Consider the following 16,722-nt stretch of genomic DNA (forward strand, 5'->3'; position numbering starts at 1 on the left):
CATTTGCATCCTTTGGAAAAACCAAGCACGATAAAGATGCCTACTTAACGACCAGCCATACAGGGAGATGTATGAAAAAAGTGCTCAATACTTTTCTGCCGCTGTACACCACTACCCTGTTGATGCTGCTCGGCTCAGGCCTGCTGACGACCTATATCTCTTTACGTCTTGCGCATGAAGAAGTCAGCGGTACCTTAATCGGGGCTATCACCGCAGCGAACTATCTGGGTTTAGTCATCGGCGGAAAAGTCGGCCACAACCTCATTGCCCGCGTCGGGCATATTCGCGCTTATGTGGCCTGTGCAGGGATCATCACCGCCTCGGTGGTCGGGCACGGACTCAGCGAGTTTATCCCTCTATGGATTTTTCTGCGATTAATCATCGGCCTGTGCATGATGTGTCAGTACATGGTGCTGGAAAGCTGGCTTAACGACCAGGCTGAGTCATCACAGCGCGGTGCCATTTTCGGCCTTTATATGGTCGCGACTTATTTAGGTCTGTGCGGAGGCCAGGTCATCCTGATCATGGCCGCCGGTATGGGTCCAGCCATGCTGCTGATTGTGGCTCTGTGCTTCGCGTTATGTCTCGTCCCCATTGCACTCACTACCCGAACCACCGCACACCCGATGTCCCCTGCCCCGATGGAACTCGGCTACTTCTTCAAAGCCATTCCTAAGCTGCTGGCCGCCACGCTGGTGATGGGAATGGCAGCAGGCTCTTTCTATGGCCTTGCTCCGGTGTTTGCCATTTCGCAGGGCTTGAGCACGCAGCAAATCGGGCTGTTCATGGGAGTCACGATTTTCGCCGGGATGGTGTCTCAGTTCCCATTGAGCTGGTTATCCGACAGATATGACCGCCAACACCTGCTGTTTTATACCGCCCTGCTGTTTGCCGCCGCTTCACTGCCGCTTTCGCTGTTTCCGCATCTGGGCTATTACTGGGTGCTGGGCATGGCTTTTCTTTCCAGCATGGCGATGTTCTCCCTTTATCCGTTGGGCGTGGCCATTGCCAACGATCGCGTCGCCCCAGAACGTCGAGTGTCGCTGACAGCCTGTCTGCTGATGGCCTTCGGTGTGGGCGCATGTATCGGGCCCCTGATCACCGGCGCAATCATGCAGCCGTTTGGCGGGAATGTGCTGTATCTGTGCTTTACCCTTTGCGGCGTGATTATCGGCAGCATCAGTTGGATCAGAAAACGCCAGCCAGAAATCATCGTCGATGCCCCAATGCCTCACGTGGTGATGCCAGACAGTCTGACTTCTTCACCGCTTGCCGTCGCCCTTAATCCTGGAATAGACGAAGAGGTGATTCAGGAAGTAATGGCAGAGACTCCCGCTGAGGATGAGAAGGTTGAAGAACCGGTCAGCTAGTCGTCACCACTCAGACAAAAAAAACCTCTGACAAGCAGAGGTTTTGATTTTGTAGGCCGGGTAAGCGTCAGCGCCACCCGGCATGTCTCATGCGGAAATCATTCCCACTCAATCGTCGCTGGCGGCTTACCGCTGATGTCGTACACCACGCGGGAAATGCCGTTCACTTCGTTGATGATGCGGTTGGACACGCGGCCGAGGAAATCGTACGGCAGATGCGCCCAGTGTGCAGTCATGAAGTCGATGGTTTCAACGGCACGCAGGGAAACAACCCAGTCGTATTTACGGCCATCGCCCATCACGCCTACGGAACGCACTGGCAGGAACACGGTGAACGCCTGGCTCACTTTGTTGTACAGATCAGCTTTGTGCAGTTCTTCGATGAAGATAGCGTCCGCACGGCGCAGCAGGTCGCAGTACTCTTTCTTCACTTCGCCCAGCACACGCACACCGAGGCCTGGGCCCGGGAACGGGTGACGGTACAGCATGTCGTACGGCAGGCCCAGTTCCAGACCAATTTTACGCACTTCATCTTTGAACAGCTCACGCAGCGGTTCAACCAGACCCATCTTCATCTCTTTCGGCAGGCCGCCCACGTTGTGGTGAGATTTGATGACGTGTGCTTTACCGGTCGCGGAAGCGGCAGATTCGATAACGTCAGGATAAATAGTCCCCTGCGCCAGCCACTTCACGTCTTCCAGCTTCAGTGCTTCTTCGTCGAACACTTCGACGAACACTCGGCCGATGATTTTACGTTTCGCTTCCGGGTCATTCTCGCCCGCCAGCGCGTCGAGGAAGCGTTTTTCGCCTTCGACGTGAACGATGTTCAGACCAAAGTGGTCACCGAACATGTCCATAACTTGCTGCGCTTCATTCAGACGCAGCAGGCCGTTATCCACGAATACGCAGGTCAGGTTTTTACCGATAGCGCGGTGCAGCAGCATGGCGGTCACGGAAGAATCCACGCCACCAGAGAGGCCGAGGATCACTTTATCGTCGCCCACTTGCTGACGAATACGCTCAACCGCATCGTCGATAATCTTGGCTGGCGTCCACAGTGCTTCGCACTGGCAGATATCAATGACGAAGCGCTCAAGCATGCGCAGCCCCTGACGGGTGTGGGTCACTTCCGGGTGGAACTGCACGCCGTAGAAGCGTTTTTCTTCATTCGCCATGATCGCGAACGGGCAGCTCTCGGTGCTGGCAACGGTGACGAAATCAGCCGGGATAACCGTCACTTTATCGCCGTGGCTCATCCACACGTCCAGCAGCGCTTTTCCGTCTGCGGTCAGGGAATCTTCGATGCCGCGAACCAGGGCGCTGTCAGTCTGCACTTCAACCTGAGCGTAGCCGAATTCACGTTCGTTTGAACCTTCAACGTGGCCACCTAACTGCATAGCCATGGTCTGCATGCCGTAGCAAACGCCAAACACGGGCACGCCAGCCTGGAACACATATTCCGGGGCGCGCGGGCTGCCTGCTTCAGTGGTGCTTTCCGGGCCGCCGGAGAGGATGATGCCGCTCGGATTGAACTCACGAATCTGTGCTTCGGTAACGTCCCAGGCCCACAGCTCGCAGTAAACACCGAGTTCACGCACACGGCGCGCAACCAGTTGGGTGTACTGAGAACCAAAATCGAGGATAAGAATGCGATGCTTATGAATATTGTCGGTCATTGACGGTAATTCCAGGGCAAGTGAAACAAAATCAAAGCGCCCGGCATTAAGCCGGGCGCGGAAATAATCAAGAACCCATGCGGTAGTTCGGGGACTCTTTGGTGATCGTCACGTCGTGTACGTGGCTTTCCTGAATGCCCGCGCCGCTGATGCGGACGAACTCAGCCTGCGTGCGCAGCGCGTCGATAGTACCACAGCCGGTCAGGCCCATGCAGGAGCGCAAGCCGCCCATCTGCTGGTGAATGATCTCTTTCAGGCGACCTTTGTACGCCACGCGACCTTCGATACCTTCCGGAACCAGTTTGTCGGCAGCGTTATCGCTCTGGAAGTAACGGTCAGAAGAACCTTTGGACATCGCGCCCAGGGAACCCATACCGCGGTAAGATTTGTAAGAACGGCCCTGGTAAAGTTCGATTTCACCCGGGGATTCTTCAGTACCCGCCAGCATGGAGCCCACCATCACCGCTGCTGCACCTGCTGCGATAGCTTTAGCGATATCACCGGAGAAACGGATACCACCATCGGCGATAACAGGAATGCCTGTGCCTTCCAGCGCTTCAACTGCGTCAGAAACGGCGGTGATCTGAGGAACACCCACGCCAGTGACGATACGAGTCGTACAGATAGAACCAGGGCCGATACCGACTTTCACTGCACTTACGCCAGCGTCTGCCAGGGCACGCGCACCAGCACCCGTCGCTACGTTACCCCCGATGATTTGCAGGTTCGGGTATTTAGCACGGGTTTCACGAATACGTTGCAGAACACCTTCAGAATGACCGTGAGAGGAGTCGATCAGCAGAACGTCAACGCCTGCGGCAACCAGCGCATCCACGCGCTCTTCGTTACCAGCACCAGCGCCAACAGCCGCGCCCACACGCAGACGACCCTGCTCATCTTTACAAGCGTTAGGTTTACGCTCTGCTTTCTGGAAATCTTTTACGGTGATCATGCCGATCAGATGGAAGCTGTCATCCACCACCAGCGCTTTTTCGACACGCTTTTCATGCATTTTCGCAAACACGACTTCACGCGCTTCGCCTTCGCGTACGGTCACCAGACGCTCTTTCGGCGTCATGTAGACGGTAACGGGCTGGTTCAGATCAGTCACGAAACGCACGTCGCGGCCAGTAATGATGCCCACCAGTTCGTTGTTTTCTGTTACCACCGGGTAGCCTGCGAAACCATTGCGAGCGGTCAGCTCTTTCATTTCAGCCAGGGTTGTGGTTGGCAGAACGGTTTGCGGGTCGGTTACCACGCCAGACTCATATTTCTTCACGCGGCTAACTTCTTCTGCCTGACGCTCAATAGACATGTTTTTGTGAATAAAGCCGATGCCGCCTTCCTGCGCCAGGGCAATGGCCAGGCGTGCTTCAGTCACGGTATCCATGGCTGCGGAGAGCATAGGAATATTCAGACGAATAGATTTAGTCAGTTGAGTGCTGAGATCAGCGGTATTCGGCAGAACAGTGGAATGAGCGGGAACGAGGAGGACGTCGTCAAACGTCAGTGCTTCTTTGGCGATACGTAGCATGGGCAATATCTCTACCTGGGTGGTTAATAAATATTGCCGTGGCATTATACAGAGCGTAATCGGTTGCATCCACACTTTTTTGCAATTAATCCTTGCGATTACCTCTGAGCAGGTTACTATCGACTGAATAACCTGCTGATTTAGAATTTGATCTCGCTCACATGTTACCCTCTCAATCCCCCGCAATTTATACCGTCAGCCGCCTGAATCAGACGGTGCGACTGCTGCTTGAGCAGGAAATGGGCCAGGTGTGGATCAGCGGCGAAATCTCCAACTTTTCTCAGCCCTCCTCCGGTCACTGGTATTTCACCCTGAAAGACGATAACGCTCAGGTGCGCTGTGCAATGTTCCGCAACAGCAATCGCCGGGTCACGTTTCGTCCTCAGCACGGCCAGCAAGTTCTGGTTCGCGCCAATATCACGCTGTATGAACCCCGAGGTGATTATCAAATCATCGTCGAGAGCATGCAGCCTGCCGGGGAAGGTTTACTTCAGCAAAAATACGAGCAGCTGAAAACGCAGCTCTCCGCGGAAGGTCTATTCGATCAGCAATTTAAGCAACCACTTCCCTCACCTGCGCATTGCGTAGGCGTTATCACTTCGAAAACCGGTGCGGCGCTGCACGATGTTTTGCATGTCCTTAAACGCCGTGATCCGTCGCTCCCCGTGGTGATTTACCCAACGGCTGTTCAGGGTGAAGATGCGCCTGCACAAATCGTTCGAGCCATCGAACTGGCGAATCTGCGCGAAGAATGTGATGTGCTGATCGTTGGGCGCGGCGGCGGTTCGCTGGAAGATTTATGGAGCTTTAACGACGAACGCGTAGCCCGGGCGATTTTCGCCAGCCGCATTCCGGTTGTGAGCGCTGTCGGCCATGAAACAGACGTCACTATCGCAGATTTCGTGGCAGATTTGCGTGCTCCCACACCTTCTGCGGCGGCTGAAATTGTCAGCCGTAATCAGCTGGAGCTGTTACGTCAGGTGCAGTCAGCCCAACAGCGGCTGGAAATGGCGATGGACTACTTCCTTGCTAACCGTAACCGTCGTTTCAGCTTGTTGCATCATCGTCTGCAACAACAGCACCCGCAGCTTCGGCTGGCGCGTCAGCAAACCGTGCTCGACAGACTGCGCCAGCGCATGAACGTTGCGCTCGACAGCCAGTTGAAAAAGGCAACCTTACGCCAGCAGCGCGTGACACAACGTCTTAATCAACAGAATCCTCAGCCACGTATTCATCGTGCGCAGACGCGCATTCAGCAACTGGAATACCGTTTGTCGCAGACGATTCGAGCCCAACTCAGCAGCACACGTGAACGTTTTGGCAATGCCGTGACGCATCTGGAAGCCGTGAGCCCGCTCTCGACGCTGGCTCGTGGCTACAGCGTAACCACCGCCGCGGATGGCAAGCTGGTCAAACAGGCGAAACAGTTGAAGGCGGGAGAAACGCTGACCACGCGTCTGGCAGATGGCGTGGTGGAAAGCGAAGTTACCAAAATTACCCCAGTGAAAAAAACTCGCACCCGTAAAGTTTAACCACTTTGCCGGGCGGCACTGCGTTTGCCCGGCCTACAAAACCCCGCAGGCCGGAACAGTGGCAACTGTTATTGAGCGGCCAACACAAACTCCACGCGTTTTTTCGAAATCAGTCCGTGTCCGTTCTGGCAGAAATAATCTACCGCTCCGCAGGCTTTTAGCACTTCCAGCGGCTTATGGCAGTCCGGACACAACGCGGTCAGCGTGAAATCCTGTGAGCACTTCGCGCAATGCGCTTTATCGCCCTGCTGTTCCAGCGGGCCATGACAAACCGGGCAAGTCAGTTCCATCGTTAACTCCAAAGTCAGGCTGATATCATCGGGCTATTTTATCACAGCCCTCAATGCGGGCCGCGCAGTTGCTGCTGCAATTGCAGTAAAGCGGTCACTTCCGCGATACGACGCTGTGTGAACTGGCTTATCTGCTGCGGCGCACGACGAAACAGGCTGTTCTCACCCAAAATCATGCGTTGCAGACAGCGTTCATAAACCGGGCCGTTCAATGTCCAGCGCTGTACAGTTTCGCCCTTAATCACTTCCAGTACTTCCCCGCTGGCGCTGCGGTCCTGACTCAACACCGTGCCATCTCGCAGAGACACACGAATGCCTTTTTGGCCACCAGACGGTCCGGCGTATTTATTCAGCCAGATATCAAAAGGCACGCCGCTGATTTCACCTTGCAGATGCGCGCGCCCTTCCGCAGTGGTGAAGTCGCCCTGATCAATCGGCTTGCCCAGCCTGTCACTGGCCTCCGTCAGAGTAAGCACTAACTGATTGTTCGCGCCTGCCGCCGCAAGCGTTTCATGCATCATCGCCAGCACGTGGGTACCGATATCGACAATCACACCGTCCGGGTGACGCAGCGTGCGGGTATCCGGTTCGCCGGTGGCAAAATTCAGCGCTATCGGCTCGCCTTGCTCGTTAAAACCGCTTGGCTCCTGCAGGAAACCTTCGATTTTCACGACATCGGCAAGAGAGGTGATCAATGGCCCTGTCGCGGAAGCACCTGCTTCTGGCTGCCAGTCATTTTCAAGCTTGCCGTGAATCAGTTGTGTAACGCCGTCTCGCGCCATCCAGTGATCCAACGCCAGTACACGGTCTCGATTTTCGGGCAGCGTCAGTAACGCCTGAAGTTGCTCAAGCTGCGCAAGGCTCGCGGCAACGGGTTTCTCTACCACTATGCGGGGAATATCTGATTGAAGCGCCTGCTCAAGCACGGGCAAGTGCCAGAGTGAGGAGGTGGTGATAAACAACGTATCAAGAGGCTCGGCAAGAAGTGCGGCGAGAGAGGCGCAGCGGTTTACGCCGCGGGGTTGCCGTTCAGGTTGAATATCAAACCCTGAACAGCGTAAGGAAGCATCAAAGAGGCGGTGTAATGCGGGTAAATACGCTGTCTCCAGGACAGCACCAAGACCAATAAATCCTACGTGCATCTTTCACCTCGTTCATTGGATTACCGGGGGCCTATCCTACCCCCGGCAAGACCAAATGACACTCAGGCGTTGGTTACCGATTTTTGCTCAGGCTTGGTCTGAACGTTTTCCAGCATCCGGCGAACCGGAACGATGAGGATAATCAGCACCGCAGCACAAATCAGCAGGGCGATTGAGCAGCGAGCAAAGAGATCAGGCAGCATATCCAGCTGATCCGCTTTCACGTGACCGCCAATCAGGCCAGCTGCGAGGTTGCCCAACGCGCTTGCGCAGAACCAAAGCCCCATCATCTGACCGCGCATTCTTTCCGGTGCCAGCAGCGTCATGGTTGCCAGACCAATCGGGCTCAGACACAGCTCACCCAGCGTCAGCATCAGGATACTGCCGACCAGCCACAGTGGAGAGACGCCCGCGCCACCGTTGCTCAGCACGTCCTTTGCAGCAAGCATCATCAGGCCAAAGCCCGCGGCCGCAAACAAAATGCCGATGACAAACTTAGTAATACTGCTCAGGCGGACGTTTTTACGTGCCAGCATCGGCCAGGCCCAGCTGAATACAGGCGCCAGCAGGATAATAAACAGGGCGTTGATGGACTGGAACCAGACCGCCGGGATTTCAAAATCACCGATCATACGGTTAGTGTAATCGTTGGCGAACAGGTTAAAAGAGGTCGGCTTTTGTTCGAACGCAGACCAGAAGAAGGCAGCAGAAACCAGCAGAATAAAGCAGACCAGCAATCTGGCGCGCTCTTTTCGGGTCAGGCCAGCAAACGCAAACAGATAAATAAAGTACAGCGCGACCGACGCCGCAATCACGTAGACCAGCGTGCTGGCAACGGCGACAGGATTAATGACAATCACGCCCATAGAAATCAGCGCGACAATAATCGCCACACCCACGGCTAAAGCCAGTAACCAGCCGCCCACACCGTTTTTCTTCGCAACCGGACTGTTCCAGGTGGAATCCAGGCCCACTTCACTGTCGTAGCGTTTCATCGCCGGGACCGCAAAGACGCGGAAAATAACCAGTGCCACCAACATACCAATACCGCCGATACCAAAGCCCCAGTGCCAGCCGTGGGTTTTAATCAACCAGCCGGAAATCAACGGCGCGATGAACGACCCCATGTTGATACCCATGTAGAACAGCGAGAAACCACCGTCACGGCGTGCATCGCCCTTTTTATACAGGGTGCCCACCATGACCGAGATACAGGTCTTGAACAGGCCAGAGCCGAGCACAATAAACATCAGGCCGATGAAGAACAGGCTGTCGCCCATCATGGCGGACAGAGCAATCGACAGGTGACCCAGCGCAATCAGGATGGAACCGTACCAGACCGCTTTTTGTTGCCCCAACCAGTTGTCGGCTAACCAACCACCGGGCAAGGCAGCCAGATACATGCTGCCAGCGAAAATGCCGACGATAGCTGAAGCGTTCTCACGCGCCAGCCCCATGCCGCCGTCATAGACGGTCGCCGCCATAAACAGGATCAGTAAAGGACGAATGCCATAGAACGAGAACCGCTCCCACATTTCCGTGAAGAACAGTGAGCCAAGTGGATAAGGATGACCGAAGAACGTTCGGCTTTCGTTTTTACTACCAGAGGAATACATAAACTCTCCCAACTAAGGATGTTGTCGCGTTTGCAAGCACCGATTTGCCCGTCAGCCAGTTATTTATCCGGCCATTCGTTGACAATCGGCGAAGTATTATTTAACCATTTGATAACCTGGCGCCAGCTTTATCTGGTGAGCGGCCAGGGACTTTAAGATGAAAATTCGACGTTTGTCTATTTTCTTAGATTTTATGTTGGCACAAAAGGGATAGTGATTGACATTATCAGGACTAATACAAACCGCAATAATGTGTGAGGAAGGCGAATGAAAAAGCCCGCAAGAATGCGGGCTTTGACAGAACGCGGCAAATCGCGAGGGTGCGTTATTTGCCTTTTTTGATGTGCTTAATCAGACGCTTACGTTTACGCATCTGGTTTGGTGTCAGCGTGTTGCGCTTGTTGGCAAACGGGTTCTCGCCTTCCTTGAACTGAATGCGGATAGGCGTGCCCATCACGTCCAGTGATTTACGGAAGTAGTTCATCAGATAGCGTTTGTAGGAGTCCGGCAGGTCTTTCACCTGGTTGCCGTGAATCACCACAATCGGCGGGTTGTAACCGCCAGCATGCGCGTACTTCAGCTTCACGCGACGGCCACGGACCAGCGGTGGCTGGTGATCGTCTGCGGCCATGTTCATGATGCGGGTCAGCATCGCGGTGCTCTGACGTTTGGTTGAGCTGTCGTAAGCTTCGCGAACGGATTCAAACAGGTTACCTACGCCACTGCCGTGCAATGCGGAGATAAAGTGCACACGCGCAAAGTCGATAAAGCCCAGACGGAAGTCGAGGGTCTCTTTGACCTGCTCACGCACTTCGTTGCTCAGGCCATCCCATTTGTTGACCACGATGACCAGTGAGCGCCCACTATTGAGGATAAAGCCCAGCAGCGAGAGATCCTGATCGGAAATGCCTTCGCGAGCATCGATAACCAGCATCACTACGTTGGCGTCTTCAATCGCCTGCAGCGTTTTGATAACGGAGAATTTCTCAACGGTATCCGTAATTTTACCGCGCTTACGCACCCCGGCGGTGTCGATCAGAACGTATTCACGTTCATCGCGTTCCATCGGAATGTAGATACTGTCGCGAGTGGTACCCGGCATGTCGTAAACAACGACGCGGTCTTCACCGAGAATACGGTTAGTTAGCGTTGACTTACCGACGTTAGGACGGCCAACGATAGCCAGTTTGATGGGCAGGCTGCGCGGGTCGAAATCGTCTTCCGGCTCTTCCGCTTCTTCGCCATTCTGCTCGGCTTCGAACTGCGCCCAGTATTCAGCGTCTTCGTCCACTTCTTCCGCTGGCGCAATTTCTTCCATAAACGGCAGCAAGGCTTCTTCAATCAGGCTGGTGACACCACGGCCGTGTGAAGCGGCGATCGGGTGGATATTGCCTAAGCCGAGACACCAGAAATCGGCCATCGCCTGATCCGGGTCGATACCGTCCGTTTTGTTTGCCACCAGGAAAGTTGGCTTTTCACGGGAGCGCAGGTGTTTGGCAATCGCCACGTCTGCAGGCATCAGGCCAGCGCGGGCATCAACCATAAACAGCACGACGTCCGCTTCTTCAATCGCCAGCAGGGACTGTTCCGCCATGCGGGTTTCCACACCTTCTTCGGTGCCGTCGATACCGCCGGTATCGATACAGATAAACTCGCGGCCTTCCACTTCAGCACGACCGTACTTACGGTCACGAGTCAGACCCGGGAAATCCGCGACCAGCGCATCTCGAGTACGCGTCAGGCGGTTGAACAGCGTGGATTTTCCAACGTTAGGGCGCCCGACAAGCGCGACCACAGGTACCATGATAAATGCCTCATTAATTCTAAAAACAGTAAAACGGCCCCTGCTTCAAACAGGAGCCGTCTTGCAATGCAAACCGCAAAAAGACTTAGCGCGTAATAGCGTACAGCGTGCCGTCTTTCGCCTGGATAACCAGTTGACCGTCAGCCTGTACGGGCTCGGTCAGGAAACCAGAGCTGTCTACTTTTTGCTGAGCGACAAAGTGTCCGTCCTGCGGGTCCAGCCAGTGCATGTAGCCTTCGCTATCACCGACGACCAGACTTCCATTATACAACACCGGAGCGGTCAGCAGGCGGTGCAACAGATCGCTTTGTGTCCACAGCGTTACGCCACCGTCAGTGCTGAGTGCCAGCACGCGGTCATTCTGATCGACCAGATAGATACGGTTGCCATCAACGACAAAATCGTTCACCGAACCCAGCTCACGTTTCCACATGATCTGGCCGCTGCGCAGATCCAGCGCCGTCAGGTTACCGTTGTAAGCCAGTGCATAAACAACGCCATCTACGATAACCGGCGTGGTGTCGACATCGCTAAGACGATCGATTTCGGTTGGGCCAGTGGCCTGAGAAATACGTTGCTGCCAAATCAGCTGACCTTGCTGCATCAGCACGGCGTTAACGCGACCGTTATCACCGCCGACAATCGCCGCACCAAAGGCTGTTGCCGGTGCAGATTCGCCGCGCAGAGAGAGCGCAGGCATATCGAGGTTAACCGTCCACTTAATCGCACCGTCGCTTTCATTCAGCGCCTGCAACTGACCGTTGCTGGTGTGAATCAGCACCATGCCATCGCTGACAACCGGGCGAGACAGTGCTTCACCGGCAACGCGAGTTTGCCAGGCAACGCTACCGTCGCTGCTGTTCAGGGCATAAACCTGAGCTTTTTCAGAGCCGATATAGACGTGGCCGCCGGCAACAGTCACACCGCCAGAAAGCAGCGCAGGTGCACGAGAGAACCAGCCATCTTTTTCAGCCAGGTTCACAGACCAGACTTCTTTCCCGTCATTGGCGTTAACCGCCTTCACGGTACCGTTACGGTCTGCCGCGTAGACGTTGCCATCGGCAATCGCCGGATGCAGGTTAGAGTAGTAATCACCAATACCGCTACCTACGGATGTGCTCCAGGAAGTAGACGGCGTAAACTGGTTTTCAACCGTTGGCAGCGGGGACATTTTGACCACGTCTTCTTCGCCGCTAAACAGTGAACAACCGCTCAATAACGTAACAGACAGCAGTCCTGGCAAAAGTAATTTACGCAATTGCATCGAGTCCCTCTCAGATGGACAAATTATTCATTTTCATGCGCATCATTTCGCTGAGCGCAGGTGAAGCATTACTTTTCACGCCAGCTTCCCAGGCGGCGCGAGCCCCCTGCTTGTCGCCTTTGCTTAACAGAATTTCACCGCGTAAATCCGCGACAATGGCAGCCCAACCTTCCCCTTTAATCCCTTCGAGGGTTTTTAAGGCGGCATCAGGCTGTTTCATCTGCAACTGCACACGGGCCAGGCGCATGTTGATAACGGATTTCAGGTTATCGTCAGACGCAGCGGCTAAGCCAAGCTGCAACTGTTTTTCTGCCTTGTCCAACTGGTTAGCATCAACAAACTGCTGTGCCAGTTCGAGTCCGGCAAATGCACCGTAGGTGTTCTTCTCGCTCGCTGCGAATTTTTCCGCAGCAGCAAAGGTTTCTGGCTTGTTCGCCTTCACCGCTGCCACGGCAGTTTCATAAGCCTGTGAAGACTCGCGGGAGGTATTTTCCTGATGCGAGTTCCAGTAGCGCCAGCCAACCAGCGCCCCAATACCCAGAATCACGCCTACCGCCAGCGCTTTGCCATTCTCAGCAAAGAAATTCTTAATGGCGTCGACCTGTTCGTTTTCGTTACTGTAGACTTCCACGCAGTTCTTCTCCTGAATAATTTTCCCGGGCGATTAACCCAGCAATGTGCGCAAATGCGCGGCAACGCTGTCCTGCGTTACAGTCGTCTGCTCACCAGAGCGCAAATCTTTCACCACCACATTGCGGTCTGCCACTTCAGATTCGCCCAGTACCAGTGCGACGCGAGCGCCCCATTTATCTGCACGAGCAAACTGCTTCTTGAAGTTACCACCACCATGGTTGGTCATCAGCTTGATGCCAGGCAGCTCATCACGTACCGCTTCCGCCAGACGCAATGCGGCTGACTGAGTATCGGCCCCAGAGGCTACCAGGTATATATCGACAACAGGTTCGGCTTTAAATTCCGGATTAACCGCCTGAACCAGCAAAACTAATCGCTCAAGACCCATCGCAAAGCCAACAGCCGGCGTTGCACGCCCGCCTAATTGCTCAACCAGACCGTCATAACGACCACCGGCACAGACAGTGCCCTGAGAGCCGAGGCTGCTGGTGACCCACTCAAACACAGTGCGGTTGTAGTAGTCGAGGCCACGTACCAGACGCTGATTCACGGTGTAGGCAATGCCTGCCGCATCCAGCAAGGCACAAAGACCTGCAAAGTGTTCGCGAGATTCTTCGTCCAGATAATCGCCAAGCGCTGGCGCGTTATCCAACAGCGCCTGCACGTCCGGGTTCTTGGAATCCAGCACACGCAGCGGGTTGGTATACATACGACGTTGACAGTCTTCATCGAGCTTGTCTTTGAACTGCTCAAGATAAGCGACCAGCGCATCACGATAGTTCGCACGCGCTTCCAGAGAACCGATGGAGTTCAGTTCCAGGCTAACATGCTCAGAAATGCCCAGCGCACGCCACCAGCGGGCCGTCAGCATAATCAGCTCGGCGTCAATGTCCGGGCCTTGCAGGCCAAACACTTCACAACCCAACTGATGGAATTGGCGGTAACGCCCTTTCTGCGGACGTTCGTGGCGGAACATCGGACCGATGTACCACAGACGCTGTTCCTGATTGTACAGAAGACCATGTTCGATGCCGGCGCGTACACAGCCCGCAGTGCCTTCAGGACGCAGGGTCAGGCTGTCGCCATTGCGGTCCTCAAAGGTGTACATCTCTTTTTCAACCACGTCGGTGACTTCACCGATAGCGCGTTTGAATAACGGGGTCTGCTCTACAATCGGCAAACGGATTTCGCTGTAACCGTAGCTGCCGAGCACCTGTTTCAGCGTGCCTTCAATGCGCTGCCAAAGAGCGGTATCGCCCGGCAGGTAATCGTTCATGCCGCGAATGGCTTGAATGTTTTTTGCCACGTTTTTTCTCTTTATAGATACAAAAATGAACCCTGACGCCGGTGCGCCTGCGGGTTCAATCATACACGGGAAGCGTACTGCTTCCCAAGTCGTAATGACGGACAATGCAGGTAAAAGTGTTGTTTTTCCTGCTTTGTGAGTGTCAGTTGAAAATCAATGCGTTGATTTTCTTTGTTTTGATTTCAGGGCTGGCGCGGATTCGGTGAAGAAATGAACGCCGCCCTTCATCTGGATGCTATTTTGCGTCGACCTGCTGCACGTCAATGCGACGAGCTTCGTCGAGGATGCTGGCTTTGGCACGAATACGGGCTTCAAGCTGGCTAATCATATCGTCGTTATCCAGACGATCTTTTCGCACGCCATCTTCGTACAGGCCGCTTTTCTTATTACCGCCGGTCACGCCAAGTGTGGACACCAGTGCTTCGCCCGGGCCATTCACGACACAACCGATAATGGACACATCCATTGGCGTGATAATGTCTTCCAGGCGCTGCTCCAGCGCGTTAACCGTACCGATCACATCAAATTCCTGACGTGAACAAGTTGGGCAAGCAATGAAGTTGATCCCGCGGGCACGAATGCGCAGTGACTTGAGAATGTCGAAACCGACTTTGATCTCTTCGAGAGGATCGGCAGCCAGCGAGATACGCAGCGTATCGCCGATCCCTTCTGACAGCAGTAACCCCAAACCGATCGCAGATTTCACCGCGCCAGCACGAGCCCCACCCGCTTCGGTGATCCCCAGGTGCAAAGGCTGATCGATTTGTTTCGCCAGCAGGCGGTAAGATTCCACAGCGAGGAACACATCAGACGCTTTCACACTGACTTTGAACTGATCGAAGTTCAGACGATCCAGATGATCCACGTGACGCATGGCAGATTCGAGCAGCGCCTGAGGCGTTGGCTCGCCATACTTTTCTTGCAGATCTTTTTCGAGCGATCCGGCGTTCACACCGATGCGGATAGGAATATTTTTGTCACGTGCACAGTCGACAACCATGCGAATACGTTCTTCGTTGCCGATATTGCCCGGGTTGATACGTAAACAGTCAACGCCGTATTCAGCCACTTTCAACGCAATGCGATAGTCAAAGTGGATATCAGCCACCAGCGGAACATTCACCTGCTGCTTGATGAGCTTGAAGGCTTCCGCCGCGTCCATCGTTGGAACGGAAACACGAACGATATCAGCACCGACACGTTCAAGCGCTTTGATCTGGTTGACCGTGGCTTCCACATCGGTGGTACGCGTGTTGGTCATGGACTGTACGGCGATAGGAGCCCCATCGCCAACAGGCACGTTCCCAACGTAAATGCGTGTTGATTTTCTACGTTGAATTGGGGCCTGGTTATGCATGAAAAATCTCCCGCGGTGCGCGTTTGTTACTGAGCCTGAGCCGGCGATTGTTCGGCATTAAGGGTCAAACGTGCAACCTGGTTTGTTCTGATAAAGCGGCTCAGATCAACCGGCTTACCCTGGAACTGGATCTGGACCGCTGAAGGTGCGCCAATTTTGAGTTTGTACGGTGCCTGACCAGCTAAATTGAGCGTACCGTCTTTACGTTGCAAACCGCTGAACAGCTTTTTGCCTGTCGAGTCGGTCACTTCCAACCAGCAGTCAGCGTTGAAATTCATCACCAGCGCGTTCGCGTCAGCCGTTGGCGTTACGCCAGCCTGATCGGTCGGCAGCGGAGCTGCAGGGTTAGCGGCTGGAGCAGGGGTATTAGCCGTTGCCGTGTTGTCGACGTTTGCCTGTGAAGGCGAAACAACGGCATTGTTTTGCGCGTCAGGCGTAGTCGCTGGAGCCGCTGCGTTGTTCTGTGCTGTTGCAGCAGGCGCTGCGGTTTCTGGTGCAGCCGGCTGAGTATTATCAGCCGTCGCATCGGGAGCCTGAGTTTGCGCACCGCTGGTATCCAGCGGCACATTTTGGCCGCTGTTGTTGTCGTTCGCATTCAGCTCAGCGCTGGATTGATCGGCCATGGTGGTGATTTCTTCCTGCTGCGCCTTGTGGTTCTGCCACCACCACGCGCCTGTCAGGCCAATCACCACAAACAGCACCAGCCAGGTGAAGCTCATTAACCAGCCGTCACGTTTTTTGCGACGTTTACCCAGAGACATACTCTGCCCCATGGTCACTTTTGCTGCGCGCGCTGGCATCTCTTTTGCCATCATCGGCAAAAGTTCTTCTTCAGGAATATGGACAAGACGGGCGTAGGAACGGATATAGCCTCGCAGGAACGTTGAAGCGAGCTCGGCGGGGGCCTTGTCGTCTTCAATGTCACGCACGGTGGAAACCTTCAGGCATAAGCGTTCGGCAACCGCTTGCTGGCTGAGTCCGAGTTGTTCACGGGCATTACGCAGACGCGTACCCGTAGTTTGTGCTGCTTGTTGATCTTGAGTGGCTTCAGTATTCATTCGCTACAGCTGCTGGTACGTAAATTTAAGGTTCTGGTGCGAGGTGAACCTGCACCGCGAAACATCTGATTGCCCGTCATCAGACAGGCAGTATAAAACGTATGGCTAACCTGTTGTTGCCCCGCTACATACTGCCTCAA

The 16,722-nt window shown here is 54.6% G+C and carries 13 protein-coding genes; 2 read left to right on the forward strand and 11 right to left on the reverse strand.

Annotated elements, in window-relative coordinates:
- The first annotated feature begins 71 nt into the window (after positions 1-71).
- Positions 72-1,370, forward strand: coding sequence for an MFS transporter (locus ACI2I2_RS13815; protein WP_404658422.1), 1,299 nt, complete (start codon positions 72-74; stop codon positions 1,368-1,370).
- A gap of 98 nt (positions 1,371-1,468) precedes the next feature.
- Here ACI2I2_RS13815 and guaA read toward each other — a convergent pair whose 3' ends face one another.
- Both guaA and guaB read right to left on the reverse strand, forming a co-directional pair.
- Positions 1,469-3,046, reverse strand: a complete 1,578-nt coding sequence (gene guaA / locus ACI2I2_RS13820; RefSeq protein WP_404658423.1) for a glutamine-hydrolyzing GMP synthase — start codon at positions 3,044-3,046, stop codon at positions 1,469-1,471.
- Positions 3,047-3,113: 67 nt separating this feature from the next.
- Positions 3,114-4,580 (reverse strand): IMP dehydrogenase, encoded by a 1,467-nt coding sequence (gene guaB / locus ACI2I2_RS13825; protein WP_404658424.1) that lies wholly within the window; start codon positions 4,578-4,580, stop codon positions 3,114-3,116.
- 161 nt (positions 4,581-4,741) lie between these two features.
- Here guaB and xseA point away from each other — a divergent pair, with 161 nt between their 5' ends.
- A complete protein-coding gene (xseA, locus tag ACI2I2_RS13830; RefSeq protein WP_404658425.1) occupies positions 4,742-6,112 on the forward strand; it encodes an exodeoxyribonuclease VII large subunit in 1,371 nt (456 codons plus the stop codon).
- Positions 6,113-6,180: 68 nt separating this feature from the next.
- Here xseA and ACI2I2_RS13835 read toward each other — a convergent pair whose 3' ends face one another.
- The 9 genes from ACI2I2_RS13835 to rodZ form a co-directional block, all read right to left on the reverse strand.
- A complete protein-coding gene (locus ACI2I2_RS13835; protein WP_404658426.1) occupies positions 6,181-6,402 on the reverse strand; it encodes a zinc ribbon domain-containing protein in 222 nt (73 codons plus the stop codon).
- A gap of 50 nt (positions 6,403-6,452) precedes the next feature.
- Entirely contained in the window at positions 6,453-7,544 is a 1,092-nt protein-coding gene (locus tag ACI2I2_RS13840) for a Gfo/Idh/MocA family oxidoreductase (protein WP_404658427.1), read from the reverse strand.
- 62 nt (positions 7,545-7,606) lie between these two features.
- Positions 7,607-9,160: a peptide MFS transporter gene (locus ACI2I2_RS13845; RefSeq protein WP_404658428.1), complete on the reverse strand. Its 1,554-nt coding sequence runs from the start codon at positions 9,158-9,160 to the stop codon at positions 7,607-7,609.
- 325 nt (positions 9,161-9,485) lie between these two features.
- Complete coding sequence (gene der, locus ACI2I2_RS13850) at positions 9,486-10,964, reverse strand: ribosome biogenesis GTPase Der (protein ID WP_404658429.1); 1,479 nt, start codon at positions 10,962-10,964, stop codon at positions 9,486-9,488.
- Positions 10,965-11,049: 85 nt separating this feature from the next.
- Positions 11,050-12,228, reverse strand: a complete 1,179-nt coding sequence (bamB, locus tag ACI2I2_RS13855; RefSeq protein WP_404658430.1) for an outer membrane protein assembly factor BamB — start codon at positions 12,226-12,228, stop codon at positions 11,050-11,052.
- Positions 12,229-12,238: 10 nt separating this feature from the next.
- Positions 12,239-12,859: a YfgM family protein gene (locus tag ACI2I2_RS13860; RefSeq protein WP_404658431.1), complete on the reverse strand. Its 621-nt coding sequence runs from the start codon at positions 12,857-12,859 to the stop codon at positions 12,239-12,241.
- 33 nt (positions 12,860-12,892) lie between these two features.
- Positions 12,893-14,167, reverse strand: a complete 1,275-nt coding sequence (gene hisS, locus ACI2I2_RS13865) for a histidine--tRNA ligase (protein ID WP_404658432.1) — start codon at positions 14,165-14,167, stop codon at positions 12,893-12,895.
- A 235-nt stretch (positions 14,168-14,402) separates the two neighbouring features.
- The gene (gene ispG / locus ACI2I2_RS13870; protein WP_404658433.1) at positions 14,403-15,524 is read right to left on the reverse strand and encodes a flavodoxin-dependent (E)-4-hydroxy-3-methylbut-2-enyl-diphosphate synthase; all 1,122 of its coding nucleotides are present in this window, start codon (positions 15,522-15,524) and stop codon (positions 14,403-14,405) included.
- A 26-nt stretch (positions 15,525-15,550) separates the two neighbouring features.
- Positions 15,551-16,582 (reverse strand): cytoskeleton protein RodZ, encoded by a 1,032-nt coding sequence (gene rodZ / locus ACI2I2_RS13875; protein ID WP_404658434.1) that lies wholly within the window; start codon positions 16,580-16,582, stop codon positions 15,551-15,553.
- Positions 16,583-16,722 lie beyond the last annotated feature (140 nt).

The sequence above is a fragment of the Scandinavium sp. NPDC088450 genome, assembly GCF_044900545.1.
Lineage (GTDB): Bacteria > Pseudomonadota > Gammaproteobacteria > Enterobacterales > Enterobacteriaceae > Scandinavium.